Source organism: Bradyrhizobium sp. P3_C3 (assembly GCF_056402655.1).
On record NZ_JBFUGY010000029.1, the window covers coordinates 24,765 to 49,148 of the forward strand.

Genomic DNA, 24,384 nt, shown 5'->3' on the forward strand with positions numbered 1-24,384 from the left:
CGGTTTCCAGCAGGTGGAGAGTCAAGGCCGTTTTGAAGCAAGAACGAAGCGACGGCCAGCTTACCCCTCGAGCGCGATCGCGTGGATGTGGCGGCCGTAATCCGGCTCCTTGCGATGCACCGAGCGGCGATAGCTGAAGAAGCGCTCGTCGGCATAGGTGTCCAGACCGAGATCGTCGATCATCAGGATGCCGGCGGCTTCCAGCCGGTTCCGGATGAAGCCGGCGAGGTCGAACATCGCGTGTCCGGCGCGCACCGACGGGATGAAGAACATGGCGTTGTCCGCATCCGCCTCGATGAAGCGCGCCACGAACTCGTTGCCGACCTCGTAGCTGTCCTGACGGATCAAGGGGCCGATCGCGGCGACGATGCCGCTGCGCGTGGCGCCGAGCTTCTCCATCGCCGAGATCGTCTGATCCAGCACGCCGGTCAGCGCACCCTTCCAGCCGGCATGGGCGCCGCCGATCACGCGCGCGTTGGGGTCGACGAACAGCACCGGTCCGCAATCGGCGGTGGAGACGCCGAGCGCGATGCCGGGCGTTCTGGTCACGAGCGCATCGCCCTTCGGCCGCGGCCCGCTCGGCCACGGCGCTTCGGCAACGAGGACATCGGGCGAATGGATCTGGTGCAGGCTGATGAAGCGTTCCGGGGCGACGCCGACATGCTCGGCCATGCGGCGGCGGTTCTCCGCGACATGCGCCGGATCGTCGTTGGAGCCGAGCCCGCCATTGAGCGCCGAATAAATCCCGCCTGAGACACCGCCCTCGCGGGTGAAGAAGGCGTGGCGCAGGCCGGGCACGGCCGACAGCAGCGACGAAGCAAGCGTCATGAGGCGCCTCCGGCCCGTTCGAGATCGCTGAGGCCGGCGATGCCGGTCAGCCGCGGCTCGGAGATGCCGAGCACCTTGAACATCGAGCCCATGCCACTGCGCCCGGTATCGGTCAGGCGCTTGAGCGCCACCGAAATGTCGGTCGCGACTTCAGGCGTCGCCTTCTGCATCAGGGCGGCTGCGCGGGTATCGATGCCGACGCGTTTGAGGAAATCACCCTGCGTCACCGGGCCGTGCACACGGGCGCCGACATCCTCGGCTGCGCGCGCCAGGGCCTGGAAGTCGACATGGGCGGTGACGTCGGCCTGGCCCGGCGCCTTCAGGGGATCGGTGAAGGTGTGGCGCGCGATCGCCTGGAAGGTGTCGCCGGCATCGCTGCGCAGATGGCCGTAGTCGATGATCAGCGCCGCGCCGTCCTGGTCGCGCACGCGCGTGGCGAGCTTCATGATCTCGCCGTCGGGCCGCCATTCGAACACGGCGCCGACGGGGGCGGCGCGCACCAGAGGCGGCAGCAGCACGTCGAAGCGCGGCGTCGGGTCGGCGGCCGCGCCGAATTGAAGCTTGCCGTTGGGATCGATCTCGATCACGCGCTCGTGCCAGCCGTTCTCGCGCTTCACCATCTGGCGGATCGGCAGCACGTCGAAATATTCGTTGGCGAGGATGATGCTCGGGCCTTCCGGCACGTCGTCGATGCTGTCGTGCCAGGCGATGTTGCGCACACCCGCCAGCGTCGCACTCTGCCGCTCGCGCAGCACGGGATTGACCTCGACCATGTGGACGTGAAGCGCCTGGTAGAGCGGCGGCAGCACGCGCAGTGCGCGCAGCGCATCCGCCATCATGGTGCCGCGGCCGGGGCCGAGCTCGATCAGCCGCAGGAATTGCGGCGAGCCCATCTGCTTCCACACCGAGGCGGTCCACAGCCCCAGGAGCTCGCCGAACATCTGGCTGACCTCGGGCGCGGTGGTGAAGTCGCCTTCGCGCCCGAGCGGATCGCGCGAGACGTAATAGCCATAGCGCGGATGCATCAGGCACAGTTCCATGTACCGCCAGACCGGCATGGGCCCTGAGTATTTGATCAGCGCCTTGATCTCGTTGAGTAGCGGCTGTTCGGTCACGGTCTGTCTTCTCGAAAGGAATTAACTGATGGCCCCGGCGGGCTTCGGCGCGCCGCGCCTGATAGCCAATACAATAAGTATGAGGCCTACAATAAGCATCGGGATCGACAACAGCATGCCCATGGTTAATCCGCCCCAGAGGAAGCCGAGCTGGACGTCCGGCTCGCGAAAATGCTCGCCGGCGATGCGGGTCAGGCCATAGATCAGGATGAAGGCGCCGAGGATCATGCCGGGCCGCTTCAGGGCGCCGAAACGGATCATGATCGCGAGCACGGTGAACAGCAGGATGCCCTCCATGCCGGCCTCATAGAGCTGGCTCGGATGGCGCGGCAGCTGCGTCGGATCATTGGGGAAGATCATCGCCCAGGGCAGGCTGGGGTCGGTGGCGCGGCCCCACAATTCGCCATTGATGAAATTGGCGATGCGTCCGAGCAGCAGCCCGACCGGGGCGACTGCCGTGGTGATGTCGCCCAGCGACAGGATCGAGATGCGGTTGCGATAGGCAAACCACATCACCGCGACGACGCAGCCGAGGAAGCCGCCATGGAAGGACATGCCGCCCTCCCACAATTTGAAGATCGCGGCGGGGTGATCGATGAAGAAGGGCAGATTGTAGAACAGCACGTAGCCGGTGCGGCCGCCGAGAATGATGCCCAGCGTGACCCACAGGATGAAGTCGTCGATCTGCACCAGCGACATCGGCGCGGGGCCGCCCCACAGGCGCTCTGTCTTCAGCAGCGAGCGCGCATAGAGCCAGCCGAACACGATGCCGCTGATATAGGCCAGCGCATACCAGCGGATCGCGAACGGACCGATCTCGATCGCGATCGGCTTGAAGGCGGGAAAGTCGATGAGCAGAAAGGGCATCAGGCCTTCTAGACTTAAACGAGATTGCGGCGATAGAGCGCCAGCAGCCGCTCCCAATGCCGTTCGGCAGCGTCGCGGTCGTAGACCGGACGCTTGGGGAAGGCGAAGCCGTGATGCGTGCCGGGATAGATCTCGACCTCGGCTTTCGCACCGCTCATGCCCTGCTTGACCTTCTCGATGACCTCGGCGGGCGCGTAGATGTCGGTCTCGGCACAGGCGAAATAGAGCTCGGCCCTGGTCTTGCCGGCGGCGAGATGCGGGCTGTTGTCTTCGTCGGTCGCCAGATGCGTTCCGTAGATCGAGGCGGCGGCCTTGACGCGGTCGGCAAAGTGCGTGGCCGCGTTGACGGCGTAGCGGCCGCTCATGCAATAACCGACGGTGCCGACGATTTTCGTATTGGCAGCCGTCTGGCCCTCGGCATAGGTGAGCAGGGCCCTGGTGTCCTCCATGATCATGGGAATGTTGAGCGAGGCCATGAGCTGGAACATGCGCTTGCGCTCAGGCGCGTTCGGATCGGCCGGCAGCGCGCCGAGCTCCATCACGCCAGAGCGGTAATAGAGGTTCGGCAGCATCACGTAATAGCCCGAGGTGGCGAGCCGGCGCGCCATGTCGCGCAGCTCTTCGCGGATCGCCGGCGCATCCATGTAGAACAGGATGACCGGAAACGGCCCGCCGCGCTCGGGATGGGTGATGAAGGTTGCGGTGTGGCCGTCCTTGGTGGGAATCGCGATCTGCTGATCGATCATCTCGTGCGCCTTCTGATTCTTGTTATGCAGGGACGTTGAATACGATTGCAAGGAAACCGGGGCATGACAAGGATACCGCCGATCGGCCCTTGAACCGTTTCGCCCGGATTGCCATTGTCTTTTCGCGCGTTCGCGCAAAGTTTATCTGAGGCCGCCAGGAGACCGACATGACCCAGACCAACAACCGGTTTTTCGATGAGATCGGCCGCCTGATGAACGACGCCGCCGGTGCCGCCCAGGGCGTCAAGCGCGAGTTCGACACCGTGATGCGCACCCAGGCCGAGAAATTCCTGCGCGACATGGACCTGGTCAAGCGCGAGGAGTTCGAGGCGGTCAAGGACATGGCCCGCCTCGCCCGCGAGGAGAACGAGGCCCTGAAGGCGCGCATCGTGGCGCTGGAGGCCAAGTTCGGCGGAACGCCGACGTAAGGCCGCCGCTCTCGCTTACCCTCCCCTCCAGGGGAGGGTGGGGACCCCGCCGGGCGGGCCATTCTCCTTGTCATTTCCGCATCTTCCGGGTAAAAGCCCGCCAAGTTCGCGGCCCCCGCACCCCTGGAGGCTTGCTGCGAACTGCACCATGGGCCGCGCTGCGGCCCATTAACTTTTGCAAAAACAAGGACTTAGACTATGGCGACGACCGTCAAGGAATTGAAGGCGACCGCACGTCCGAAGAGCGGCAAGGGGGCCGCCCGGGCAGAGCGTCGCGCCGGGAAAGTGCCCGGAGTGATCTATGGCAACAAGCAACCCCCGCTCCCGATCTCGGTTGACGATCGTGAACTGCGCCAGCGCATCCTCGCCGGCCGGTTCCTGACCACGCTGGTCGACATCGACATCGAGGGCAAGAAGCACCGCGTGATCCCGCGCGACTATCACCTTGATCCGGTCAAGGATTTCCCGATCCATGTCGACTTCATGCGTCTCGGCGAAGGTGCCACCATCCGCATCAGCGTTCCCTTGCATGTGGTGAAAGCGGAAGGTTCGCCCGGCGTGAAGCGCGGCGGCGCCGTCAACATCGTCGCGCATTCGATCGAGCTCGAATGCGGCGTCGAGAGCATCCCGCAATTCATCGAGGCGGATGTCGGCTCACTCGAAATCGGTCACTCGCTCCATCTGTCGGACATCAAGTTGCCGGCCGGCGTGAAGGCGCTGACCCGCGAGGACGCGACCCTCGTCACCATCGTGCCGCCGTCCGGCTACGCCGAAGAGCAGAAGGCCGCGGCTGCGGCTGCAGCTCCGGGCGCTGCTGCGGCTGCTCCGGCGGCTGGCGCTGCGGCTCCGGCTGCGGGTGCTGCTGCTCCGGCTGCGGCTGCCAAGGCTCCCGCCGGCGGCGACAAGAAGAAGTAATCTCTCAAAGCTGGCGCGCGGTCCTTGATCGCGCGCCGAGCGAGGGGCGCGCCGCGTCATGCGACTCTTTGTTGGGCTCGGCAATCCCGGCGCTAAATACGCACGTAACCGGCACAATGTCGGCTTCATGGCCGTCGACGAGATCGCGCGGCGTCATGGCTTTGCGCCATGGCGCCGCAGGTTTCAGGGCGAGACCTCGGAAGGTGCGCTCGGCACTGAGCGCATCATCCTGCTCAAGCCGACGACCTACATGAATGACTCCGGCCGCAGCGTTCAGGAGGCGGCAAGCTTCTTCAAGATCGCGCCCGGCGACGTCACCGTGTTCCACGACGAGCTCGAACTGCCGCCGGGCAAGGTGCGGGTGAAGATCGGCGGCGGCATCGCCGGCCACAACGGCCTGCGCTCGATCTCGGCGCACATCGGCAACGACTATCGCCGGGTCCGGCTCGGCATCGGTCATCCCGGCGTCAAGGAACTGGTGCACGGCCACGTGCTGTCGGACTTCGCGAAGGCCGACAACGACTGGGTGGCGACGCTGTGCGAGGCGGTGGCCGAGCACGCGGCACTGGTTGCCAAAGGCACGGACGCGACCTTCGCCAACAGGGTGCATCTCGCCATGCAGGCGAAGGGCTTTTTGACCAAGGACGAGAACGGCAAGGAATAGGGCGCCGTTTTCTCCGTCAGGCCCGGCCATGACGAATACGGATAGAGGACGACCATGGGATTTAAATGCGGGATCGTCGGGTTGCCCAATGTCGGCAAGTCGACCTTGTTCAATGCGCTGACCGAGACGGCCGCGGCGCAGGCCGCGAACTATCCGTTCTGCACCATCGAGCCGAATGTCGGCGAAGTCGCCGTGCCCGATCCGCGGCTCGACAAGCTCTCGGCCATCGCCAAATCGGCGCAGATCATCCCGACCCGGCTGACCTTCGTCGACATCGCTGGCCTCGTGCGCGGCGCTTCCAAGGGTGAAGGCCTCGGCAACCAGTTCCTCGCCAACATCCGCGAGGTCGACGCCATCGCGCATGTCGTGCGCTGCTTCGAGGATTCCGACATCACGCATGTCGAGGGCAAGATCGCCCCGCTCGCCGACATCGAGACCATCGAGACCGAGCTGATGCTCGCCGACCTCGACAGCCTCGAGAAGCGCGTCGACAACCTCACGAAGAAAGCCAAGGGCAACGACAAGGACGCCAAGGAGCAGCTCGACCTCGTCAACCGCACGCTGGTGCTGCTGCGCGAGGGCAAGCCCGCCCGCCTCGTCGAGCGCAAGGCGGAGGAGGAGCGCGCCTTCGGGATGCTCGGCCTGCTGTCGTCCAAGCCCGTGCTCTACGTCTGCAACGTCGAGGAAGGCTCGGCTGCCACGGGCAATTCGTTCTCCAAGGCGGTGGAGGAGCAGGCGGCCAAGGAAGGCGCCGTTGCCGTCGTCATCTCCGCCAAGATCGAATCCGAGATCGCCACCATTTCACGCGAGGAACGCGCCGACTTCCTGGAGACGCTGGGTCTCGAAGAAGCCGGCCTCGATCGCCTGATCCGCGCCGGCTACACCCTGCTCGACCTCATCACCTATTTCACGGTGGGCCCGAAGGAAGCGCGTGCCTGGACCATCTATCGCGGCACCAAGGCGCCGGGGGCGGCCGGCGTGATCCACACCGACTTCGAGAAGGGTTTTATCCGCGCCGAGACGATTGCGTATGAGGACTATGTCGCGCTGAACGGCGAAGCCGGCGCCCGCGATGCCGGCAAGCTGCGTCTCGAAGGCAAGGAATACGTCGTCGCCGACGGCGACGTGATGCACTTCAGGTTCAATACGTAAGACGCGAAAGAGCGGTGCTGTAGGGTGGGCAAAGCGACTTGTCCGCCGTAGCTCGAAGAGCGAAGGCGGAAGCGTGCCCACCACGTCTCTCTCAAATCGCGGAAGGATGGTGGGCACGGCGCTTTGCGCCTTTGCCCACCCTACGGCACCTGCGGCCGCCTCACCGCGCCCCGCCGCCCTGGTCGCGGATCGCGCCGAGATGCTCGTTGATGCGGAAGACGATCAGGATCAGCTCCGCGGCGATGCGCGAGAACACGATGCCGACAACGATGCTCGCGATCGATGACAGCAGCACCAGGAAGCCGCCGAACGGGCTGATCGCCATCGTCGCGAGACCGGAGAAGATTCCGGAAAGGCCGAATAGGCAGATCAGTGCGATCACCAGCCAGTAGAAGGTCTTGATGATCGTAGGGGTTATGAATCGGTCCCATTGAAACAGGTCGCTGAATGAAAACATTGCTCTCCCCAGGGCAAATCGGGCCTCGGCCTGCCGGTTGATCCGACTCAAGACCAACGCCGACACCCCATATGTAGCACGAGCCATGCGGGCCGGCGGGTTGAGATTGCCGCAAAGTGCGGCCACAATCTGTCATTCCCTCAAAGCATTCCCGAGATGACCCTGACCTTCGAAGATTTCCCGCCCGGCCGGTTCGGAACATTCGGCCCGCGCCATGTCACCCGCGACGAGATCTTGGCTTTCGCCGCCGAGTTCGATCCGCAGCCGATGCACCTCGATGAGGAGGCCGCGGCCAAGAGCATGCTGCGCGGCCTGTCCGGCTCGGGCTGGCACCTCTGCTCGCTGATGATGCGGATGATGGCCGATGGCTTCATCACACGCGCCGCTTCGCTCGGCTCGCCCGGCGTCGACGAGGTGCGTTGGCTGTCACCCTTGCGGCCCGGCGACGATCTCATGCTCGACGTCGACGTGCTGGAGGCGCGCGCCTCGAAGAGCCGGCCGGAGCTCGGCATCGTCAAGTTCAAATGCACGGTGCGCAACGCCAAGGGCGAGGCGCTGTGCGAGATGACCTCGCCGATCCTGATCAAGCGGCTCGAGGGAGCAGTCTGATGCCCTTCTTCGAGGAGATCGAGATCGGCCACCGGCGCGAGATCGGCGCCTACACGTTCACCGCGGAGTCCATCAAGACGTTCGCCGGAAAGTTCGATCCGCAGCGCTTCCACCTCGACGAGAAGGAAGGCGAGAACTCGCTGTTCGGCGGGCTCGCAGCTTCCGGTTGGCACGTCGGCTCGGCCTGCATGAGCCTGCTTGTCGCGGATGGCCAGCGCCTGGCGCGTGAGGCCGCTTCGCGCGGCGAGGAGGTCGCGGTGTGGGGGCCATCGCCGGGCTTTCGCGACCTGCGCTGGATCAGGCCGGTGCTCGCCGGCGACACCGTCGCCTACGTCAACGAAGTCATCGACAAGCGCAGCTCCGCCTCGCGCCCCGGCTGGGGCATTCTGACGGCCCGCACCACCGGCACCAACCAGCGCGGCGAGGAGGTCTATTCCATCACCGCCAGCGCCTTCGTGCCGATGCGGAAGGGCGGTTAGACCTGTTCCAAGATGAACGGTCTAAATGTGTGCGCGAGTGTTGCCCGCGCGCTATGGACGCGATTCCGGGCGGCTGCCATAAGCCTGCTCAACATGATGACCCGCGAAGCAGTTGGCGGAACCATCGAGTTGCTAACCAATTATGAACCTGTCGCTGTCTAATTGAAACGAATTGGGCAGAGAACAGGGGACGAGGACCATGGCAGACCGCGGCGCACTCAAGCTGGTGGGATTCATCTTTGCGACCGCGACGCTGGCAGTGATGCTGGTCGCCGGCATGGTGGTGAAGGGCTATGCCGATGGCGGCTACACCCTGGAAGCCTCGACGGTCGACGCGAGCCGTTAAGGGCTCGTTAACTCTTCGGGGCCGGATGTCCGGCCTCCGCCGTCAGCGGCTATAGACGAACGCCAGCACCGCGATCGCGACCGCCAGCAATCCGACGAAGCGCAGCATGATCGTGCCGAACTGGTTCGGCGCGGGCCGCAGCGGTATAGGGTCCGTGTTGTCGGGCCGAATGCTTTCCATCTGAAATGTCCCCAGGCCCGGCCGCAAGGCTGCGGGCGCTTGGCATTGGTCGGCGGGGAGGGGCGGTGGGTTCAAAGTGAACCGGGTCGGCTGCATTGACTGTGTGAACGCATGTCTACTGCCCCAATCTTTCGCAGCCACACCCTCCGCTGTCATGCCCCGGCTTGCCGCCTTCGCTGAAGCTTCGGCGGCCGGGCGAGCTTGTGCCCCGGCGTAGCCTTAGCGAAGGCGGCAAGTCGGGCGATGACACCTATTGTGGGGAGCTTGTGCGCACCCAACTCCCCCAGAATCAAAACCGCCGCGCCCCTTGCGGGACGCGGCGGCCGGTGATGCTTGACGCGAGTGATCAGCTGTTGCGCAGGCCGTCGGCGGCGCGCTTCCACTGCGCGACGTTGTCGGCGATCATGCGGGTCGACTTCATCGCGGCCTGGCTGAGCTGGGCATAGCCGGAGATCTCGCGCTGGACGCGCTGGCCTTCGGCATGGAGCAGGTCGCGCAGGCTCTCGAGCTCGGAGATCAGGTTCTCGATCTCGGCGAGCGAGGTGCCGGCGACGCGCTGGATCAGCGAGTTGACGTTGGTGACGGTGGCTTCCGCGCTCGGATCGAGCGGCGGCGTGTCGGTGGTCCCCGATGCCGGCCGGCGCAGATAGGCGATGTCGTTGCGGACGAAGTCGCGGATGCCGGCTTCGACTTCCGTCACTGCGGCGAGGTTGGTGTCGACCGTCTCGGTCTCGGTGGGTTCGGTCTTTTCCGGACGCATGGCGTTCATCGTTATTCCCCTGTTCGCGTTGAGCGCAGCGCGAGTGTCCCCCGCACGACGAGTTCGGTCATCCGACTAGGGCGTCGGATTTTGACCGCAACTTGGCGGAGATACGGCAAGGGCGGACGATTCGGGGGCTTTGCCGTGGCGTATGGTTACGAGAGTCTGAACTGCTGGGAAAACGAACCTATCCCGGGATGATGGCAGAGGGGGCGCTGGACTGCTACCAGCTTTTCTTGAAGCCCGCCGTCAGGCTCTTGTTGATCGCGCCCTGCGAGGTCTCGCCGACCGAGCCGGAGACGGTGACGTTGTCGAACAGCTTTTGCTCGGCGCCGACCTTGCGCAGCCATTTGTCGTCGGTGGTCGACAGCGACTGGCCGGCAGTGATGCTGGTGCCGGTGTCGGTGAGGGTGACCTTGGCGCTCTGCTCGGTCTCGTAATTGCGCGTGATGTGGCCGCCGATGCCGGGCACCGCGGTGGTGCCCTGCTGGTTGACGCTGTAGCCGTTCTGGAGCGTCAGCGACGTGTCGCTCGACAGCGGCACCGACTTGATCAGCGACGCCCCGATCTTGCTCTGCTCGGCGCCGGGATCGACGCGGGCTTCCACCGCGGTCTTGTCCCAGATCGAGCCGGCGCCCGGCGCGGTCGCCGCCGCCCAGGCGCTGCCGGAGGATTGCGGCAGGCTGCCGCCATTGGTGGCTTTCTGCGCCAGCAGCTCGGACATCGTCCGCGGCTCGCTCGTCACCGTCATGTCGGCGCCGATGCGGGCGTCCCAGAACGAGGAGACCGACTGCTTCACCGTCACCGCGGAGGAGCCGTTGGCGTTCGCGTTCGACGACCAGTTCAGGCCGTCCTTGGCGGCGGCCTGGGCGCGCTTCTTGGCGGCCATGACGTCGTTGCCGGTGCCGGCGTCGATCGCGAGTTGACTCCAGTCGAGCTTGTCGACGTCGATGCCCTTTAAAATGTCGGGGTCGTTGACGTCGGGGGCTGCGGCGGTCTCTGTGGCTTCGGTCTCGGCCTCGTCGTCAGGCGCAGCCGCCGAGAAGGGCGGGATGATCTGCGCCGAGACCGTCAGAACCGAGCCCAAAACGAATGCGGCCGCCAGCACCGGCAGCCTGGTCCAGCCAAAACCTGTCGAGAATTCCATCGTCCTGCCCGCGAGCCCAGCGCATGCCTGCCGCCACTATAATGCGGCCTTCGGTGATGACCATGCGCCATTCCGTCCGCTCAACACATGGTGATCTATCGTTGCGAAATTGTGGCGGCTCGCCTCGGCCAGAGCATGATCCGGACCCGAAGGGCCGCGCCGGCGCAAAGTGTGCAGCGGTTTTCCCTCGCGACAAACGCGGAACGCGTTTGCGCGGAGATCATGCTCAAACCACTGGAATGGCGAACCAACGGGCCGCGCGAAAGGCGCGCGCCCGATGACGAGCTTCGCCACGACGGCATCCGGCGGGGCTGGAGGCCAGGACGCGGGTCGGGCGAGCATCAATCATCGGTCCCGGCAAGCGGGGCCCGTTGGCGTCCCCCTCAGCCGACGCGGGTCATCTTCGGCAGATGAATGGCGCGGCCGAGTGCCTGTTCAACCAGATCGAAGGTGTCGACCAGCACGCGCATGCTGATCAGCTTGCCCGCCTTGAACTGGGCGAACTGCGCGACCCGCAAGCTGATCGGCTTGTCGGAATCCAGCGCGGTCAGCGAATAGCGCAGCATCGAGGCGGCGGAATCCACGCCGAGCATGATGCTCTCGCGGTCGAAGCGGCGGACGTGGAAATTGTCGGCGAGCTGGCGGATGACGTCGAGCACGGCGTCCCGGCCCTGGCGCGCGCCGAGGAACGGAAACATGTCGATCGGGCCGTAGATCGCCCACTCGACGTCCTCGTCGATCAGGGCCTCGATGTCCCTGAAATCCCGGTCGTTCACCGCGCGATGCAACGCGCGCGAGAAACGCCAGAGGCTGTGCTCTGTCATTTGGGGGCGTCCTGAAGCTGGCTTGCAGAAAAAACGGAAAGCAACCCCATGCACAGAAAAGGTGCGGGGGCCGCTCAACTCATTCGTATACAAATAAAATAGGCGATTTCGGCCAAAACGCAATTCACGTTTTCGCAATGCACAATTGATGCGGGTTTGTGAGATTTACAACAGAACCCCGTAATCTTCCGGTCTCTGCTTCACCTCTCGTCCACCCGCGCGCCCACGATCAGCGGCCCGATCTCCCGCTCCAGCACCTGCTGCACCAGATCGTAGGAATCGATGATCTCGCGGATCTGTGCCACCAGTCCGCCCCGGAAGCTGTAGAACACGGCCATGTCGAACTGCACGACGCGATCGTTGCTGCGCTTCTTGAAGTAGGTGTGCATGTAGGTCGCGACCTCGTCGCCCTCGGCGAGGATGTGCGGCGCCTTGTAGCGGATTTCGGAATAGCGCGACCAGACAGTCTGCCACAGCTCGCGCAGCTCCTGCTTGCCGTGGCGCGGCACCATGTGCGGCAGCACGTCGATCGGCGCGTGGGTGAGAAAGTCGACGTCGTCGGTGCAGCACGACAGCGCGGCCTCGATATCGCCGCGCGCAAAGCTGTCCAGCAGATGCAGCACGCGTTGCCTGTTCAGCGATTCAACCGTCATGCCGCTTCCGCCCTCGTGGGGTGTCGATTGCAAACGCCAATGCGCGCTCTGCGGGTCCATCAATCCGCAAAAACAAAGGTGTCCGGATCATATGACGCGCCGATGCAAGGCCCGGTTCATCAAATGCAATTACCGATTGCGTTCGTGGCCGCCTGCAAGAATTCGAGCGGGTTTTCGCGCCCCGCATGACGCCGCGTGCATGCCGGCGGGCGCGTCCCGCTACGCCCGGCACACGGGAACCCGCGCCCATCGGTGCTCGTTGAGACGCCGAAACTGATCCGGAGACATCGATCATGAAATCCCCGCTTCTCACCGTCGCCGCAGCACTGCTGTTGCTGGGCGCGACCTCCGCCGCCAACGCCAAGGGCTGCATCAAGGGCGCGGTCGTCGGCGGCGTCGCCGGCCACTATGCCGGTCATCACGGCGTCCTGGGCGCCGCCGCCGGCTGCCTCTACGGCAGGCATCACGCCAAGGAGCAGGAAAAGCAGCAGCAACAGCAGGGTCAGGTGAACGGGCAGGGGAAGTTGTAGGCGCGAACGGCACCACATGCTCCCTCGTCATTCCGGGGCGCGCGAAGCGCGAGCCCGGAATCCATAACCACGACAAGCGCGGACGATACTCCGCCGCCTACCTCTTCTTCCACCCCCCGCGCCGTCCCGGCTGCCCGCCCGTCGACTTCGGCGCCGGTCCGAACTCCGGCCCCGACTGCCTTGAGTCCGTCGGCTGGATGATCCGGCTCGTGCTGCCGAACGGCTTTGCCGGCAGGCTCGGGTTTTCGCGATAGGGCAACGACTCCGGCCCGTGCATCTCATCGAGATGCGGCTTGTGCACCTTCGAGCCGCTGCCGCCGCCGCTCGCTTTCAACGCCGAGCTCACGGTTTTCTTCTTCATGGCGCTGACGGGGAGGTTGGCGGCGTCGCCGTACTTCTTGGTGCCGGCGTAGGCGCCGGCCTTGCCCTGCACGGTGCGCTGCTTGACGGTGGGGTCGTCGACCACCGCGAGCTCGGTGGCGCGCAGGCGCTTGACTTCGTCGCGCAGGCGGGCGGCTTCCTCGAAGTTCAGATCGGCGGCGGCCTCGCGCATGCGGGTTTCGAGATCGGCGAGCACGGCTTCAAAATTGTGGCCAATCGAGATGACGTCGTCGGTCATGTCGTGGCCGCCGACCTCGACCAGCACGTGGTCGCGCTCGTAGACGGAGTTGAGGATGTCGCCGATCTGCTTCTTCACGCTCTCCGGCGTGATGCCGTTGGCGGTGTTGTACTCGACCTGCTTTTCGCGGCGCCGATTGGTTTCCGCGATGGCGCGCTCCATCGAGCCCGTCATCTGGTCGGCATAGAGGATCACCTTGCCGTCGACGTTGCGCGCGGCGCGGCCGATGGTCTGAATCAAGGACGTTTCACTGCGCAAAAAGCCTTCCTTGTCGGCGTCCAGAATCGCGACCAGTGCGCATTCGGGAATGTCGAGGCCTTCGCGCAAGAGGTTGATGCCGACCAGCGCGTCGAAGGCGCCGAGACGGAGGTCCCTGATGATCTCGATACGCTCGATGGTGTCGATATCGGAGTGCATGTAGCGAACGCGAATACCCTGCTCATGCAGATATTCGGTGAGGTCCTCCGCCATGCGCTTGGTCAGCACGGTGATCAGCGAGCGATAGCCGGCCTGCGCGGTGGCGCGCACCTCGCCGACGAGATCGTCGACCTGGGTGCGGGCCGGGCGGATGTTGACGGGCGGATCGATCAGGCCCGTCGGGCGAATGACCTGCTCGACGAACACGCCGCCGCTTTCGTTCAGCTCCCAGCCGCTCGGCGTCGCCGACACCGCGACCGTCTGTGGCCGCATCATGTCCCATTCCTCGAAGCGGAGCGGGCGGTTGTCCATGCAGGAGGGCAGGCGGAAGCCGTATTCGGCCAGCGTCGCCTTGCGGCGGAAGTCGCCACGGAACATGCCGCCGATCTGCGGCACGGTGACGTGGCTCTCGTCGGCGAACACCAGCGCATTGTCGGGGACGTATTCGAACAGCGTCGGCGGCGGCTCGCCGGGCAGGCGCCCGGTGAGATAGCGCGAATAGTTCTCGATGCCGGCGCAGCTTCCGGTCGCCTCCATCATCTCGAGATCGAAGGTGGTGCGCTGCTCCAGCCGCTGCGCTTCCAGCAGACGGCCCTGGTCGTGGAGCTGGTCGAGCCGCTGCTTCAGCTCCGATTTGATCGACTTGATCGCCTGCACCAGCGTCGGGCGCGGCGTCACATAGTGCGAGTTGGCGTACATCTTGATGAATTCGAGCTCGTCCTGCTTGTGGCCGGTGAGCGGATCGAACTCCTCGATGGTCTCGATGGTGTCGCCGAACAGGTTCACACGCCAGGCCCGGTCTTCGTAGTGCGCCGGGAAGATGTCGATGACGTCGCCGCGCACGCGAAACGTGCCGCGGGTGAAATCGGCCTGGGTGCGCTTGTACTGGAGGGCAACGAGGTCGGCGATGAGCTGGCGCTGGTCGATGCGCTCGCCCTTCTTCAGCGCGAAGGTCATCGCGGTGTAGGTCTCGACCGAGCCGATACCGTAGATGCAGGACACCGACGCCACGATGATGACGTCGTCGCGTTCGAGCAGCGCGCGCGTCGCCGAGTGGCGCATGCGGTCGATCTGCTCGTTGATCGAAGAATCCTTTTCGATGTAGGTGTCCGTGCGAGGGACGTAGGCCTCCGGCTGGTAGTAGTCGTAATAGCTGACGAAATACTCGACCGCGTTGTCGGGGAAGAAGCTCCTGAACTCGCCGTAGAGCTGGGCGGCGAGCGTCTTGTTCGGCGCCAGGATGATGGCGGGCCGCTGCGTCGCCTCGATCACCTTGGCCATGGTGTAGGTCTTGCCGGAGCCGGTGACGCCGAGCAGCACCTGCGAGCGGTCGTTGCGCTGGATGCCTTCGACCAGCTCGGCGATCGCGGTCGGCTGGTCGCCGCGCGGCTGGTACGGCGATTTGATCTCGAAGCGCACGCCGCCTTCGGACTTTTCCGGGCGCGGCGGGCGGTGCGGCGTCCACACCTTGGTGGAGCCGTCGTCCCTGCGGAACTCCGGCCGGCCCTCGCGGATCAGCGATTCCAGCGCGTCGGCGGTCGCCTTGACGCCGAGCGCCTCCATCTTGGTACGTGGCGGACGCGCCAGCGCTTCGGCATCGTCCTCTTCGGTGGGAAGTCCGAGCTGCCGCGCCAGTTCCGGATCGAGCGTCGGGATCGTGGCCGCGGTGCCGTAATTGGCCTGCGGCGCTTCATCGAAACCGCCGCTCTCCGAGGCGCGCGCGCCCGGCGGCTGCGGATTCGGCCGCAGCGGCTTGGCATTATCCTGCGGAAACTCCTTTGGCGTCGAGGCGCGTGCGCGATGGGCGGCAGCCTCGCCCCCGGCGCGGCGGTCGCGCGAATTGTCCGGCGGCGGCTGCAGCCCGGTGCCCGATCCCAGCCCGGCATCGCCGCGATTGATCGCGGGATTGAGCAACTCGGCCAACGCCGGCCCGATCGGTTGCACATCAGGCCGATGTGCCTTGGAGTTCGGGGCTTTGGATTTGGGGGATTTCGGGGGAGCAGGTTTCTTCGCCATGCCCCGAATATGGGACGAGTCAGCGCTTCAGAAAAGGGCGAATGCCCTTCCGTGCTCAGGCTGCTGACAGCAGGTTGGCAGCAGGAGCCATGATCGCCCCGACGCGACAAATTTGTCGTTGCGTCGGACGGCGATGGCGCTACTTTAGGTAGTGTTTATTGCGCGATGATCTGACCATTTTCATGCATCTCGGCGGCGCTTTCGGCCGCAGGCGCGGCCAGTCGCCTCAACAGCGGGTAGATTCCATGACAATCAATTTCATCCCGAACGACCCCAATGCCGTGACCGACATGCCGCAACGGCAGCAGGACGCGCGGCCCGACCGTCCGGCCGGGCGTGCAAATTTCAACTATGAGGCTCACGCGGCCGAGGCCCCGTTCGGTGTCAATCAGCGGGACTTTCTGTTCTGGCAGAGCCGGGAAGCGGCGCTCGCCGCTGTGGAGGCCTGGGAGACCTATGCCGGCAACCTCGCCAGATGGTCGCAAGGGCCTCGCATCGACATCAGCCTGACCTACAATGACGGTGAAACGGTCGGCCCCCGGCGGTTGAATGCCTATTACGACACGCAAGGTGTTCGGTTCTTCGACTTCAACGACGGCACCACAACCACCTTCTCCGCGGCCAGCACCGACACGGTCAGCCATGAGGTCGGCCACGCCCTGCTCGATTCCCAGCGGCCGGAGCTGTTCAACAGCCCGCTACCTGAGGTCGGAGCGTTTCACGAAGCGTTCGGCGACGTGGTTGCCCTGCTGACCGCGCTGTCGGACCAGGCGACGCGGATCAAGCTGCTTCAGATCACGCCCGACCTGTCCCAGCCGAATTTCGTCGAGGCGAGTTCCGAATATCTGTCGGCCGCCATTCTCAAGCAGTTCGGCAACGTCAACCCCTCGAAGCCGCGGCGGGCGCTGAATACGTTCAAATGGCAGCTGCCCAGCACCTTGCCGGCCGGCAAGTTCGAAGATCCGCCCGAATTGCTCACGCGCGAGAGCCACAATTTCAGCCGCGTCTTCACCGGCGCATTCTATGACACGCTCCGCGGCGTGTTCGCGGCGAGCGGCGCCGGCAGCGAGGCGGCGCTGCTGACCGCCGCGCAGACCTGCGGCAGGCTGTTGGTCGAAGCGGTGCGGCAGACGCCGGAGACGGCGCGATATTTTCAGTCCGTGGGCCGGGCCATGGTCAAGGCCGACGGCCAGATCAACAACGGCGCCAATCGCGAGATCATCGGCAAGGCGTTCTCCGATCACGACATCATGCTCGGCAGCGCCGCCATGACCGCGCCGACGGCGGCGTTGGCGGGGCCGCCACCCAAGATCCTGAAGGCGAGCGCCACGATCGCGCCGAGCACGCTCTCGGATCTGCGCGAGCGGATCGGCGCGAAGGGCGCCAGATTCGCGATCCGCCCGCTCGCCATGCTCGGGGAGGGCGTGGCGGAAGCGGTGCATCGGCGCGAAGTCCCGCTCGGCGATATCGACACCAGACTTCGCGGCGTGGTCGCCTTCGCGGCGGAGCCGGTTCTGATCGGCCGCTCCGGCGCCCGTGCGGCGGTGCTCGGCGCGTTGCCAGAGCACAATCGCACGGAGGACGAGGTCGGCGCCTTCGTCGAGACGCTGCTCAGGAACGGTCGCATCGAGCTCGACGGCAAGCCGAAGGCGGCCGCAAAGACGGCGAAGAAGAAAGGGCTGGTGGCCGCCGCCGCGGCCGACGATGCGTCGTCGAACAATATTCGCACCCACGTCATCCGCACGGTCGGCGGCAAAAAGGTGCTGACCCGCATCCGCTTCCTGTGCGGCTGCTGCATTTGAGGCGGCGGTCTGCGGTCAAAAGGCCGTCAAGCGGCGGCGGCGCAGAATGCGCCGCCCCTCAGAATCCGTTTCCACCCGATAGGTCGGCAGCACGGGCGATGCGGGATCGGGCGGACCGTCGGCGATCTGCTTGTTGGCCGCGAGCGACTGCACATTCAGAATGGCCTCGGCCACGTCGTCAGGACGAGGCGTCGAGTGCACCGTGGTGATGCGACCGGCCGAATCGAGGCTCGCCGCGACCTCCACCGGCAACTCAACATGCACGTCGTTGAAGCTGCCGAGGTCGGGCGAATGCAGCTGCACCAGATTGCGTGCAGTGCCGCGGAGCTTGTTCGGGCTGAGGTCCTCGATGGATTGAAGCTTCAGGCCACGGTCGGCCAAAGCGGGTCTGAACACCGCTTCGCTGTTCTTGAAACCGGCGGCGCCAATGTCCTGCGAGATCAGCAAGGGGGCCTGCGACCAGGATGTGAAATCGGTGCCATATCGCAGGGTCTTCATCCCAAGTTTGCGGCAGGCCGCTATATGCTCGGCATTTTCCGTGATGAACAGCGCCTGATTCAAGCCGCCATCGACACCGGCGCGCTTAAAGGCTGTCTCGAACACCAAGGCATCGGGCTTTCTCGCGCCGGCATGGGTCGACAGCGTCACGCGTTCCTCGACCGGTTCGAAGAAGCGCCGCAGGCCGGTCCTGTCGAGCAACTCAAGGTATTCGGCAAAGGTCGCAGCGATCGCCCGTGATGTCCGCGGTTCAGGCATCGTGTAGTCCGAGACCAGGCACACGACCAGCGGCGCGTGGTCCGCCGTCTCGAAGGTCTCGATCACGCCGAGCGCGTCCTCGACGCCGGGAAACGGTTTTTCATTGGCGGAGTCGATCAGTGTATCGCCGAGATCGAGCAGCAGAGCCTTGATCATCCGTCATGCCTCGCCTGCGCGCGCGGTTGCTGCGCCAGCATAGCAGTTGCAGGGGCCGGATGGAATTGCGATTGCGAGCGTGCGACCGGATCGCCGGTCGCGCCTTACGCCGCCGGCGGCGGGGCCTCGTCGTCGTTGCTCGCCCGGTGCGGCTCGAGGATGTCGAGATGGATCCCGCCGCAATCGGTGCAGCGCATGGTCCAGTACTCGCACCCGGCGCGGCCGCCGATCACGCGAAGCACCGCGAGATCGCCATCGCATTCGGGACATTTCGACAGCACATTGCGGGCATAGATTCTCGGCCGCGGCGTGTCTTCGAATTCGATGACTGACATGACCGGTTCCCCCTTTATGCTGCGCTGTCCCTTGGTTCGCTTGGAGTCCCGCGCTTATTCGTCGTCGTGGTCGTCGGCCCGCCGGCGGAAGCGGTCGATGTGGTGCTTGGCATCGGCGATCGCCGCGTTCTGATCCGGCCAGGCGAAACCGACTTCCATGGCCGGAAACAGCACGCCGTCGATGGCGAGGGGGCTGAGATCGGCGCGGCGGATGCGGGCATGCCAGAGGCCTTTGCCGGCCTCGAAGGATTCGATGTCAAAGCCGTCGTAGATGGTCGTCATTGTAGTCCCCAAATGTTCCGTAAGTGTCTTGTTGAAGGGTCAGGGGACCACGTTTGGCGGGTTCAGTATGTGAAGCCATTCACAAGCGGCCGGCTTTTTTGCCCAGGGCCTCGTGGAACGGGCGTCAGTTCCGCGGCGCGGCGCGGCCGATCCGCCTGGCGGGGCGTGCGGCGGGCTCCGAGGCCGCCCGCATGATCCAGCGCCGGAACGCGGCGAAGTCGCGCTGCTCGGTCTGAAAACTGCGATACAGCAGGTACCAGCGCATGCCCTTGGGAACCGAGAGATCGAACGGCGCGACCAGCCGGCCGGCGGCGAGATCGTCGTCGATATAGGGCCGGATGCCCATGGCGATGCCGAGGCCGTCGGCGGCGGCCTGGAGCGCCTGGCCGTAGAACTGGAATTCCGGTCCGCGCGCGTTGATGCGGGTGAGGTTCGCCGCCTTGAGCCAGATCGGCCAATCCTCCGGCGAATGCGTGACGCGGATCAGGCCTGGCCCTTTGAGGTCGGCGGGCCGCTTCAGGCCGGTGGCGAGGCGAGGCACGCAGACCGGCGTGAGGTCGCCGGCGAATAGCGGCTCGGCGACCAGGCCGGGCCAGTCGCCGGTGCCGAGCTTGATGCCGCAGCTCCAGTCCTCGCCGAATGGGACCTCGGCACCACCGGTGGTGAAGCGCACCTCGATGTCGGGCTCCTCGCTGCGAAACTCCGACAGGCGCGGGATCAGCCAGCGCATCGCAAAGGTGTGGCCGACGCCGATGGTGAGCACGCGGACGCTGGAGGGCGCCGTCACCTGCGCGGTGAGGCTTGCCAGCGCGTCGAAGATCGGCGTCAGCCCGCCTTGATAGGCGCGGCCTGCCTGCGTCAGCACGAGCTTGTTGGCCTTGCGCTCGAACAGCGCGACGCCAAGACGTTCCTCCAGCAGATGCACCATGCGGCTGACGGCCGCCGCCGACACGCTGAGCTCGAGCCCGGCCGCCGCAAAACTGCCGGTCCGCGCCGCCGCCTCGAATGCCTTGATGCCGTTGAGAAACAGCAGCCGCCGCAAATGACCCACCCTCAGGAAAGCTGATGCAAGGCCAAGATAACTCAGTTTGCGCAGCCGGGGCAAGCGAGGCACAAGAATGAGAGTAATTCCAAGTTGTGTTTCGGGGCCGCCGCCGCGTTCTTCGCCTCTCCCCGCACGCGGGGAGAGGCCGGAGTTTGCGAGAGCAAATTCGGGGTGAGGGGGACTCTCCGCGAGTCTCTCTGCCACCTTCCTTGCGGAGACTCCCCCTCACCCCACCCTCTCCCCGCAAGCTGGGCGAGGGAGTGATGCAGCCTTCGTCTCTTACGTGCTTGCAGGAGAATCTCTCGTGACGCCCATCATGATCGCTGCCCTTGGATTGCTGATGGTCGCCACCGCGTTCCTGTCGGGGCTGTTCGGCATGGCGGGCGGGCTGATCCTGATCGGCGTGCTGCTGGCGCTGATGCCGCTGCCGACCGCGATGGTGCTGCATGCGATCACGCAGATGGCCTCGAACGGCTGGCGCGCGTTCCTGTGGCGCGCGCATATCCGCTGGCGGCCGGTCGCGAACTACATGGTCGGCGCTGCCGTCGCGCTCGCGGCCTGGTCGCTCACCCGCTATGTGCCGGACAAGCCGATGGCGCTGCTGCTGCTCGGCATCACCCCGTTCATGGCGCGGCTGCTGCCGTCGAACATCAAGCCGGATCCCGACCGTCTCTGGCAGGGCACCGTCTATGGCACGATCTGCATGGGCTTGATGCTGATGACCGGCGTGTCCGGCCCGTTGCTCGACACCTTCTTCCTCGGCGGCGATTTCGGCCGGCGCGAGAAGGTGGCGACGAAGGCGATGTGCCAGCTCGTCAGCCATTTCACCAAGCTCGTCTATTTCGGCGGCATCATCGACCAGGCCGCGAGCCTCGATCCCGTGCTCGCCGGCGTCGCGATCGCAGCCTCTATGCTCGGCACCACGCTGGCGCGGCGCATCCTCGAAGCCATGACCGACCAGCAATTCGTGGCCTGGTCGAACAAGCTGATCACCACCATCGCTTGCTACTACATCGCCTATGGCGGCTGGCTCCTGCTTCGTACCCCGGTGCTGGCGGCTTTCGACAAGGGAGGTTTGCAATGAGCGAGATGGCCGACCCGCTGGTGCTGGACTTCGTCGAATGGATCGCGCGCGAGCCGCGCGCCTATGCCGAGGTGATCGCGACCTGGAAGACCTCATGCCCGCGTCTCACGATCTGGGAAGACGCCGCCGAGCGCGGCTACGTCACCCGCGAAACGATTGCAGGCGTGGGGCTGATCATCGCGGTGACGACGGACGGCGAGAAGTTGCTGCGCACGAACGGGCGTTGACACACACCTCCGCCGCCACATCGTCATTGCGAGCGCAAGCGAAGCAATCCAGAATGGGAGACCCTCACCCTGAGGAGCGCGCATCTTGCGCGCGTCTCGAAGGGCGAGGCCGAGATCGGGCCTTCATCCTTCGAGACGCGCGTTCCGCGCTCCTCAGGATGAGGCTCTGGCAGGGAAGGCCTTTCATGTCGCTCAAGCTCTTCGAACTCGTCGGTACCGATGCCGCGCGCCCGTTCAGCCCATATTGCTGGCGCACGCGGATGGCGCTGGCGCACAAGGGGCTGTCGGCGGAATCGCTGCCCTGGCGCTTCACCGAGAAGGGCGCGATTTCGCCGCACGGCTCGGAGAAGGTCCCGGTGCTCCTGCATCATGACAAGCCCGTGATCGATTCCTGGGCGATCGCGAACTATCTCGAAGACAATTTTCCAGACCAGCCGTCGCTGTTCGGCGGCGAGGGCGGCCGCGCCATGGCGCGCATGCTCAATGCCTGGGGCGACATCGCCATCGTCGGCGGCCTCTCTCTGCTGATCGTCGCCGACATCCCGAAAAACCTCGGCCAGGTCGACGCCGCCTATTTCCGCCAGTCGCGTGAGGCGCGGTTCGGCAAGCCCCTGGAAGAGGTCCAGGCGAGCCGCGAGACCGGCGTCGTCGCGTTCCGCAAGTCGCTCGAAGTAATGCGGCAGACGTTCAAGACGCAGGCCTATCTCGGCGGCAGCGCGCCGAACTATGCCGACTATATCGTGTTCAGCGGTTTTCAATGGGCGCGTGTGGTGAGCCCGTTCAGGCTGCTGGAAGTGGATGATCCCGTCTATGCGTGGCGCGAAAAACTGCTCGACGCGTTCGACGGCATGGCGCGGAAGTCGCCGGGGCACGCGGTGTAAGGCAGGCTCTCTCGACACCGTCGTCCCTGCGAACGCAGGGGACCCATACCGCGTGATCTGAATGTTGCGGATGGTCGCATACCGAACGACGAGTCTTCGCCAAACGCCTTCCTGTGGTTATGGGTCCCTGCGTCCGCAGGGACGACACCGAGGTTGTGGCGATCCTCTCACGCTTAACGAGCCGCGCTCACCGCCTCCGCCGCCGCCTTCCTCAGACACTCCCGGCACAAACAATCCTCGCCCTTGACCGGCATCGGCAGGCGCGCCGTTTCCTCCGCGCACCAGCAGGTGCCCGAGAGATCGCAGCCGAATTCGGTGCCGCAACGGGAGCAGGCGAGGCGGCGCGGTTCCGGCAAGGGAAATTCGGAGGGAAATTCTTTCGGATTTGTCATGATTTGCCCAAAGGCTTCGCCGTCATTTTCATGCCGGGTTCATCTCCCGCTACGGTATATTAGGCGTTGCGCTCAGACTCGGAAAGCGGTTGGCAACGCGCGAAGGACACATCGATGGCCCGCGATTCGCAAGCTGCCCTCGTCGCGCTCAACCGTTTCGGTTTCGGAGCGCGCGGCGGGGCGTCCGGCGATCTCATCAACGCGGCCTCMGATCCGCGCGGCTTCGTGAAGGCGGAACTCGCGCGCCCCAACGGCGTGCTGCTGGAGGCGCCGGGCCTGCAATCGACACCGCAGCTGGGCCAGGCCGTGTTCGCCTATCAGGACCAGGTCAAGCAGGCGCGCGAGGCCGCAAAGGCTGCTGCGCCCGCTGAAGGGGCGCAGCAGGCACCGGCCGATCCGAAGCCGGGGCTGCGCCGCAATCTCTCGCTCAATGCGGCCGCGACCGAGATCGCCGGCCAGATGGCGGAGGCCAAGCCCGCCGACAATGCGGCGAAACCGGACGCCATGCAGCCCAACGCTGCCGCGCCCCCTGCCGCCAAGCCCGCGCCGCAGCCGCTCAACGTGATCCAGAAAACCTTTCGTGCCGAGGCGCTGGCGCGGTTGCAGCGCGCGACGCTGGTCGAGTGCGGCTTCACCGAGCGGCTGGTGGTGTTCTGGTCCAACCATTTCTGCATCTCCGCGAGCAAGGGCGAGCTGGCGCGGATCTGGGCCGGCGCGTTCGAGCGCGAGGCGATCCGGCCGCATGTGCTCGGGCGCTTCGCCGACATGCTGAGGGCGGTCGAGCAGCATCCGGCGATGCTGTTCTTCCTCGACAACCAGCAATCGCTCGGGCCGGACTCGCGCGCCGGGCAAAACCGCAAGCGCGGGCTGAACGAAAATCTCGCGCGCGAGATCATGGAGCTGCATACGCTCGGCGTCGGCGGCGGCTACACACAGGACGACGTCACCTCGCTCGCGCGCATCATCACCGGCTGGACCTTTGCCGGAAGGCAGGGGCAGCTCGGCACGCCCGGCTCCTTCGCGTTCAACGCCAACGCGCATCAGCCCGGGCCGCAGATGTTGCTCGGCAAGACCTACGAGCCGACCGGACTCGCGCAAGGCGAGGCCGCGCTCGCCGACATCGCGCGCCACCCTTCGACCGCCAATTTCATCGCCACCAAATTCGTCCGCCATTTCGTTGCCGACGATCCGCCGCCGGCCCTCGTGGCGCGATTGCGCGACGTCTTCGTCAAGACCGACGGTGATCTCAAGGCGATGGCGACGGCGCTCGTCGATTCCGACGAAGCGTGGAAGGCGCCGCTGACCAAGATGCGCTCGCCCTACGACTTCGTGGTCGCGAGTGGCCGGCTGCTCGCGCGCGTGCCGGAGGATCCCGGCGGCTATCTCAACAATCTCAATCTGCTCGGCCAGCCACTGTGGTCGCCGGCCGGTCCCAATGGCTTCCCGGATACCAGCGCGGCCTGGGCCGCACCCGAAGGCATCAAGCTCCGGCTCGACATCGCGGCACAAATGGGCGCGCGGCTTGGGCCCAATATCGATCCGCTCGACTTGCTCGAATTCGCCGCCGCTGATGCGGCGTCCATCGAGACGCGCAAAACCATCGAACGGGCGGAATCGCGCCAACAGGCATTGGCGCTGCTGCTGATGTCGCCGGAAATGCAGAGGAGATGAT

At 65.4% G+C, this 24,384-nt stretch carries 29 protein-coding genes; 13 read left to right on the forward strand and 16 right to left on the reverse strand.

The features are described 5' to 3' along the window. Window positions 1-60: 60 nt before the first annotated feature. From pgeF to AC1DW2_RS28220, 4 genes are read right to left on the reverse strand one after another with little or no spacing between them, the layout of a single operon-like run. On the reverse strand, window positions 61-828 hold the full coding sequence (gene pgeF, locus AC1DW2_RS28205) for a peptidoglycan editing factor PgeF (RefSeq protein WP_477007662.1): 768 nt from the start codon (window positions 826-828) through the stop codon (window positions 61-63). Then, window positions 825-1,943: a class I SAM-dependent methyltransferase gene (locus AC1DW2_RS28210; protein WP_477007663.1), complete on the reverse strand. Its 1,119-nt coding sequence runs from the start codon at window positions 1,941-1,943 to the stop codon at window positions 825-827. The genes pgeF and AC1DW2_RS28210 overlap by 4 nt, the downstream gene beginning before the upstream one ends. Before the next feature lie 21 nt (window positions 1,944-1,964). After that, window positions 1,965-2,810: a prolipoprotein diacylglyceryl transferase gene (gene lgt / locus AC1DW2_RS28215; RefSeq protein ID WP_477007664.1), complete on the reverse strand. Its 846-nt coding sequence runs from the start codon at window positions 2,808-2,810 to the stop codon at window positions 1,965-1,967. 14 nt (window positions 2,811-2,824) lie between these two features. Further along, window positions 2,825-3,556, reverse strand: coding sequence for a dienelactone hydrolase family protein (locus tag AC1DW2_RS28220; protein WP_477007665.1), 732 nt, complete (start codon window positions 3,554-3,556; stop codon window positions 2,825-2,827). Window positions 3,557-3,723: 167 nt separating this feature from the next. On the opposite strand from AC1DW2_RS28220, the gene AC1DW2_RS28225 reads away from it, so the two are divergent. The 4 genes from AC1DW2_RS28225 to ychF all read left to right on the forward strand — a co-directional run bounded on the left by AC1DW2_RS28225 (window position 3,724) and on the right by ychF (window position 6,715). Next, window positions 3,724-3,984 (forward strand): accessory factor UbiK family protein, encoded by a 261-nt coding sequence (locus AC1DW2_RS28225; RefSeq protein WP_071909564.1) that lies wholly within the window; start codon window positions 3,724-3,726, stop codon window positions 3,982-3,984. 198 nt (window positions 3,985-4,182) lie between these two features. Further along, window positions 4,183-4,899 carry a 50S ribosomal protein L25/general stress protein Ctc gene (locus AC1DW2_RS28230; RefSeq protein WP_477007666.1) on the forward strand — a complete coding sequence of 239 codons (717 nt, stop codon included), beginning with the start codon at window positions 4,183-4,185 and terminating at the stop codon, window positions 4,897-4,899. Between the two features lie 58 nt (window positions 4,900-4,957). Next, window positions 4,958-5,563 carry an aminoacyl-tRNA hydrolase gene (pth, locus tag AC1DW2_RS28235; RefSeq protein WP_166344647.1) on the forward strand — a complete coding sequence of 202 codons (606 nt, stop codon included), beginning with the start codon at window positions 4,958-4,960 and terminating at the stop codon, window positions 5,561-5,563. A gap of 54 nt (window positions 5,564-5,617) precedes the next feature. Further along, window positions 5,618-6,715 carry a redox-regulated ATPase YchF gene (gene ychF / locus AC1DW2_RS28240; protein ID WP_028151572.1) on the forward strand — a complete coding sequence of 366 codons (1,098 nt, stop codon included), beginning with the start codon at window positions 5,618-5,620 and terminating at the stop codon, window positions 6,713-6,715. A 160-nt stretch (window positions 6,716-6,875) separates the two neighbouring features. Here ychF and AC1DW2_RS28245 read toward each other — a convergent pair whose 3' ends face one another. Then, window positions 6,876-7,172, reverse strand: a complete 297-nt coding sequence (locus AC1DW2_RS28245; RefSeq protein ID WP_063985551.1) for a DUF4282 domain-containing protein — start codon at window positions 7,170-7,172, stop codon at window positions 6,876-6,878. Window positions 7,173-7,328: 156 nt separating this feature from the next. On the opposite strand from AC1DW2_RS28245, the gene AC1DW2_RS28250 reads away from it, so the two are divergent. From AC1DW2_RS28250 to AC1DW2_RS28260, 3 genes are all read left to right on the forward strand, one after another. Further along, the gene (locus tag AC1DW2_RS28250) at window positions 7,329-7,781 is read left to right on the forward strand and encodes a MaoC family dehydratase (protein ID WP_259256186.1); all 453 of its coding nucleotides are present in this window, start codon (window positions 7,329-7,331) and stop codon (window positions 7,779-7,781) included. Continuing rightward, the gene (locus AC1DW2_RS28255; protein ID WP_477007667.1) at window positions 7,781-8,260 is read left to right on the forward strand and encodes a MaoC family dehydratase; all 480 of its coding nucleotides are present in this window, start codon (window positions 7,781-7,783) and stop codon (window positions 8,258-8,260) included. The genes AC1DW2_RS28250 and AC1DW2_RS28255 overlap by 1 nt, the downstream gene beginning before the upstream one ends. Before the next feature lie 199 nt (window positions 8,261-8,459). Next, window positions 8,460-8,606 (forward strand): hypothetical protein, encoded by a 147-nt coding sequence (locus AC1DW2_RS28260; RefSeq protein ID WP_166103493.1) that lies wholly within the window; start codon window positions 8,460-8,462, stop codon window positions 8,604-8,606. Window positions 8,607-8,648: 42 nt separating this feature from the next. Here the strand turns inward: AC1DW2_RS28260 and AC1DW2_RS28265 are convergent, their stop codons facing one another. From AC1DW2_RS28265 to AC1DW2_RS28285, 5 genes are all read right to left on the reverse strand, one after another. Then, on the reverse strand, window positions 8,649-8,786 hold the full coding sequence (locus AC1DW2_RS28265; RefSeq protein WP_014492018.1) for a hypothetical protein: 138 nt from the start codon (window positions 8,784-8,786) through the stop codon (window positions 8,649-8,651). 346 nt (window positions 8,787-9,132) lie between these two features. Further along, window positions 9,133-9,555 (reverse strand): hypothetical protein, encoded by a 423-nt coding sequence (locus AC1DW2_RS28270; protein ID WP_071909569.1) that lies wholly within the window; start codon window positions 9,553-9,555, stop codon window positions 9,133-9,135. A 214-nt stretch (window positions 9,556-9,769) separates the two neighbouring features. Then, window positions 9,770-10,693, reverse strand: a complete 924-nt coding sequence (locus AC1DW2_RS28275; protein WP_477007668.1) for a hypothetical protein — start codon at window positions 10,691-10,693, stop codon at window positions 9,770-9,772. A gap of 383 nt (window positions 10,694-11,076) precedes the next feature. Next, complete coding sequence (locus tag AC1DW2_RS28280; RefSeq protein ID WP_477007669.1) at window positions 11,077-11,517, reverse strand: nuclear transport factor 2 family protein; 441 nt, start codon at window positions 11,515-11,517, stop codon at window positions 11,077-11,079. Window positions 11,518-11,717: 200 nt separating this feature from the next. After that, a complete protein-coding gene (locus AC1DW2_RS28285) occupies window positions 11,718-12,170 on the reverse strand; it encodes a nuclear transport factor 2 family protein (RefSeq protein WP_477007670.1) in 453 nt (150 codons plus the stop codon). Window positions 12,171-12,463: 293 nt separating this feature from the next. Between AC1DW2_RS28285 and AC1DW2_RS28290 the strand changes: the two genes are divergently transcribed. Beyond that, entirely contained in the window at window positions 12,464-12,700 is a 237-nt protein-coding gene (locus AC1DW2_RS28290) for a hypothetical protein (protein WP_477007671.1), read from the forward strand. Window positions 12,701-12,797: 97 nt separating this feature from the next. Here AC1DW2_RS28290 and uvrB read toward each other — a convergent pair whose 3' ends face one another. Then, a complete protein-coding gene (gene uvrB / locus AC1DW2_RS28295) occupies window positions 12,798-15,752 on the reverse strand; it encodes an excinuclease ABC subunit UvrB (RefSeq protein ID WP_477007672.1) in 2,955 nt (984 codons plus the stop codon). Between the two features lie 245 nt (window positions 15,753-15,997). Between uvrB and AC1DW2_RS28300 the strand changes: the two genes are divergently transcribed. Continuing rightward, window positions 15,998-17,554 carry a gluzincin family metallopeptidase gene (locus AC1DW2_RS28300; RefSeq protein ID WP_135216024.1) on the forward strand — a complete coding sequence of 519 codons (1,557 nt, stop codon included), beginning with the start codon at window positions 15,998-16,000 and terminating at the stop codon, window positions 17,552-17,554. A 15-nt stretch (window positions 17,555-17,569) separates the two neighbouring features. On the opposite strand, the gene AC1DW2_RS28305 is transcribed toward AC1DW2_RS28300, so the two are convergent. The 4 genes from AC1DW2_RS28305 to AC1DW2_RS28320 form a co-directional block, all read right to left on the reverse strand. Next, the gene (locus tag AC1DW2_RS28305) at window positions 17,570-18,376 is read right to left on the reverse strand and encodes an HAD family hydrolase (protein ID WP_135216025.1); all 807 of its coding nucleotides are present in this window, start codon (window positions 18,374-18,376) and stop codon (window positions 17,570-17,572) included. Between the two features lie 194 nt (window positions 18,377-18,570). Continuing rightward, window positions 18,571-18,801 carry a hypothetical protein gene (locus AC1DW2_RS28310; protein ID WP_063985544.1) on the reverse strand — a complete coding sequence of 77 codons (231 nt, stop codon included), beginning with the start codon at window positions 18,799-18,801 and terminating at the stop codon, window positions 18,571-18,573. 54 nt (window positions 18,802-18,855) lie between these two features. Continuing rightward, window positions 18,856-19,083 carry a hypothetical protein gene (locus tag AC1DW2_RS28315; protein ID WP_071909573.1) on the reverse strand — a complete coding sequence of 76 codons (228 nt, stop codon included), beginning with the start codon at window positions 19,081-19,083 and terminating at the stop codon, window positions 18,856-18,858. A 124-nt stretch (window positions 19,084-19,207) separates the two neighbouring features. Further along, window positions 19,208-20,125, reverse strand: a complete 918-nt coding sequence (locus AC1DW2_RS28320; protein ID WP_063985542.1) for a LysR substrate-binding domain-containing protein — start codon at window positions 20,123-20,125, stop codon at window positions 19,208-19,210. 307 nt (window positions 20,126-20,432) lie between these two features. On the opposite strand from AC1DW2_RS28320, the gene AC1DW2_RS28325 reads away from it, so the two are divergent. The 3 genes from AC1DW2_RS28325 (at window position 20,433) to AC1DW2_RS28335 (ending at window position 22,320) form a co-directional block, all read left to right on the forward strand. After that, window positions 20,433-21,212 carry a TSUP family transporter gene (locus AC1DW2_RS28325; protein ID WP_477007673.1) on the forward strand — a complete coding sequence of 260 codons (780 nt, stop codon included), beginning with the start codon at window positions 20,433-20,435 and terminating at the stop codon, window positions 21,210-21,212. Then, window positions 21,209-21,439, forward strand: a complete 231-nt coding sequence (locus AC1DW2_RS28330; RefSeq protein ID WP_085399300.1) for a hypothetical protein — start codon at window positions 21,209-21,211, stop codon at window positions 21,437-21,439. Before AC1DW2_RS28325 ends, AC1DW2_RS28330 begins: the two co-directional genes overlap by 4 nt. 185 nt (window positions 21,440-21,624) lie before the next feature. Beyond that, entirely contained in the window at window positions 21,625-22,320 is a 696-nt protein-coding gene (locus tag AC1DW2_RS28335; RefSeq protein WP_477007674.1) for a glutathione S-transferase family protein, read from the forward strand. A 173-nt stretch (window positions 22,321-22,493) separates the two neighbouring features. On the opposite strand, the gene AC1DW2_RS28340 is transcribed toward AC1DW2_RS28335, so the two are convergent. Beyond that, window positions 22,494-22,712, reverse strand: coding sequence for a cysteine-rich CWC family protein (locus AC1DW2_RS28340; RefSeq protein WP_085399301.1), 219 nt, complete (start codon window positions 22,710-22,712; stop codon window positions 22,494-22,496). A 114-nt stretch (window positions 22,713-22,826) separates the two neighbouring features. Between AC1DW2_RS28340 and AC1DW2_RS28345 the strand changes: the two genes are divergently transcribed. Next, window positions 22,827-24,383, forward strand: a complete 1,557-nt coding sequence (locus tag AC1DW2_RS28345; protein ID WP_135216026.1) for a DUF1800 domain-containing protein — start codon at window positions 22,827-22,829, stop codon at window positions 24,381-24,383. Window position 24,384 lies beyond the last annotated feature (1 nt).

Excerpts from the sequence above, each read along its gene's own strand:
- pgeF (WP_477007662.1), bottom strand. The coding sequence starts at position 828 with ATGACGCTTGCTTCGTCGCTGCTGTCGGCCGTGCCCGGCCTGCGCCAC.
- lgt (WP_477007664.1), bottom strand. The coding sequence starts at position 2,810 with ATGCCCTTTCTGCTCATCGACTTTCCCGCCTTCAAGCCGATCGCGATC.
- AC1DW2_RS28220 (WP_477007665.1), bottom strand. The coding sequence starts at position 3,556 with ATGATCGATCAGCAGATCGCGATTCCCACCAAGGACGGCCACACCGCA.
- AC1DW2_RS28225 (WP_071909564.1), top strand. The coding sequence starts at position 3,724 with ATGACCCAGACCAACAACCGGTTTTTCGATGAGATCGGCCGCCTGATG.
- AC1DW2_RS28230 (WP_477007666.1), top strand. The coding sequence starts at position 4,183 with ATGGCGACGACCGTCAAGGAATTGAAGGCGACCGCACGTCCGAAGAGC.
- pth (WP_166344647.1), top strand. The coding sequence starts at position 4,958 with ATGCGACTCTTTGTTGGGCTCGGCAATCCCGGCGCTAAATACGCACGT.
- ychF (WP_028151572.1), top strand. The coding sequence starts at position 5,618 with ATGGGATTTAAATGCGGGATCGTCGGGTTGCCCAATGTCGGCAAGTCG.
- AC1DW2_RS28245 (WP_063985551.1), bottom strand. The coding sequence starts at position 7,172 with ATGTTTTCATTCAGCGACCTGTTTCAATGGGACCGATTCATAACCCCT.
- AC1DW2_RS28250 (WP_259256186.1), top strand. The coding sequence starts at position 7,329 with ATGACCCTGACCTTCGAAGATTTCCCGCCCGGCCGGTTCGGAACATTC.
- AC1DW2_RS28255 (WP_477007667.1), top strand. The coding sequence starts at position 7,781 with ATGCCCTTCTTCGAGGAGATCGAGATCGGCCACCGGCGCGAGATCGGC.
- AC1DW2_RS28260 (WP_166103493.1), top strand. The coding sequence starts at position 8,460 with ATGGCAGACCGCGGCGCACTCAAGCTGGTGGGATTCATCTTTGCGACC.
- AC1DW2_RS28265 (WP_014492018.1), bottom strand. The coding sequence starts at position 8,786 with ATGGAAAGCATTCGGCCCGACAACACGGACCCTATACCGCTGCGGCCC.
- AC1DW2_RS28270 (WP_071909569.1), bottom strand. The coding sequence starts at position 9,555 with ATGAACGCCATGCGTCCGGAAAAGACCGAACCCACCGAGACCGAGACG.
- AC1DW2_RS28275 (WP_477007668.1), bottom strand. The coding sequence starts at position 10,693 with ATGGAATTCTCGACAGGTTTTGGCTGGACCAGGCTGCCGGTGCTGGCG.
- AC1DW2_RS28280 (WP_477007669.1), bottom strand. The coding sequence starts at position 11,517 with ATGACAGAGCACAGCCTCTGGCGTTTCTCGCGCGCGTTGCATCGCGCG.
- AC1DW2_RS28285 (WP_477007670.1), bottom strand. The coding sequence starts at position 12,170 with ATGACGGTTGAATCGCTGAACAGGCAACGCGTGCTGCATCTGCTGGAC.
- AC1DW2_RS28290 (WP_477007671.1), top strand. The coding sequence starts at position 12,464 with ATGAAATCCCCGCTTCTCACCGTCGCCGCAGCACTGCTGTTGCTGGGC.
- uvrB (WP_477007672.1), bottom strand. The coding sequence starts at position 15,752 with ATGGCGAAGAAACCTGCTCCCCCGAAATCCCCCAAATCCAAAGCCCCG.
- AC1DW2_RS28300 (WP_135216024.1), top strand. The coding sequence starts at position 15,998 with ATGACAATCAATTTCATCCCGAACGACCCCAATGCCGTGACCGACATG.
- AC1DW2_RS28310 (WP_063985544.1), bottom strand. The coding sequence starts at position 18,801 with ATGTCAGTCATCGAATTCGAAGACACGCCGCGGCCGAGAATCTATGCC.
- AC1DW2_RS28315 (WP_071909573.1), bottom strand. The coding sequence starts at position 19,083 with ATGACGACCATCTACGACGGCTTTGACATCGAATCCTTCGAGGCCGGC.
- AC1DW2_RS28330 (WP_085399300.1), top strand. The coding sequence starts at position 21,209 with ATGAGCGAGATGGCCGACCCGCTGGTGCTGGACTTCGTCGAATGGATC.
- AC1DW2_RS28335 (WP_477007674.1), top strand. The coding sequence starts at position 21,625 with ATGTCGCTCAAGCTCTTCGAACTCGTCGGTACCGATGCCGCGCGCCCG.
- AC1DW2_RS28340 (WP_085399301.1), bottom strand. The coding sequence starts at position 22,712 with ATGACAAATCCGAAAGAATTTCCCTCCGAATTTCCCTTGCCGGAACCG.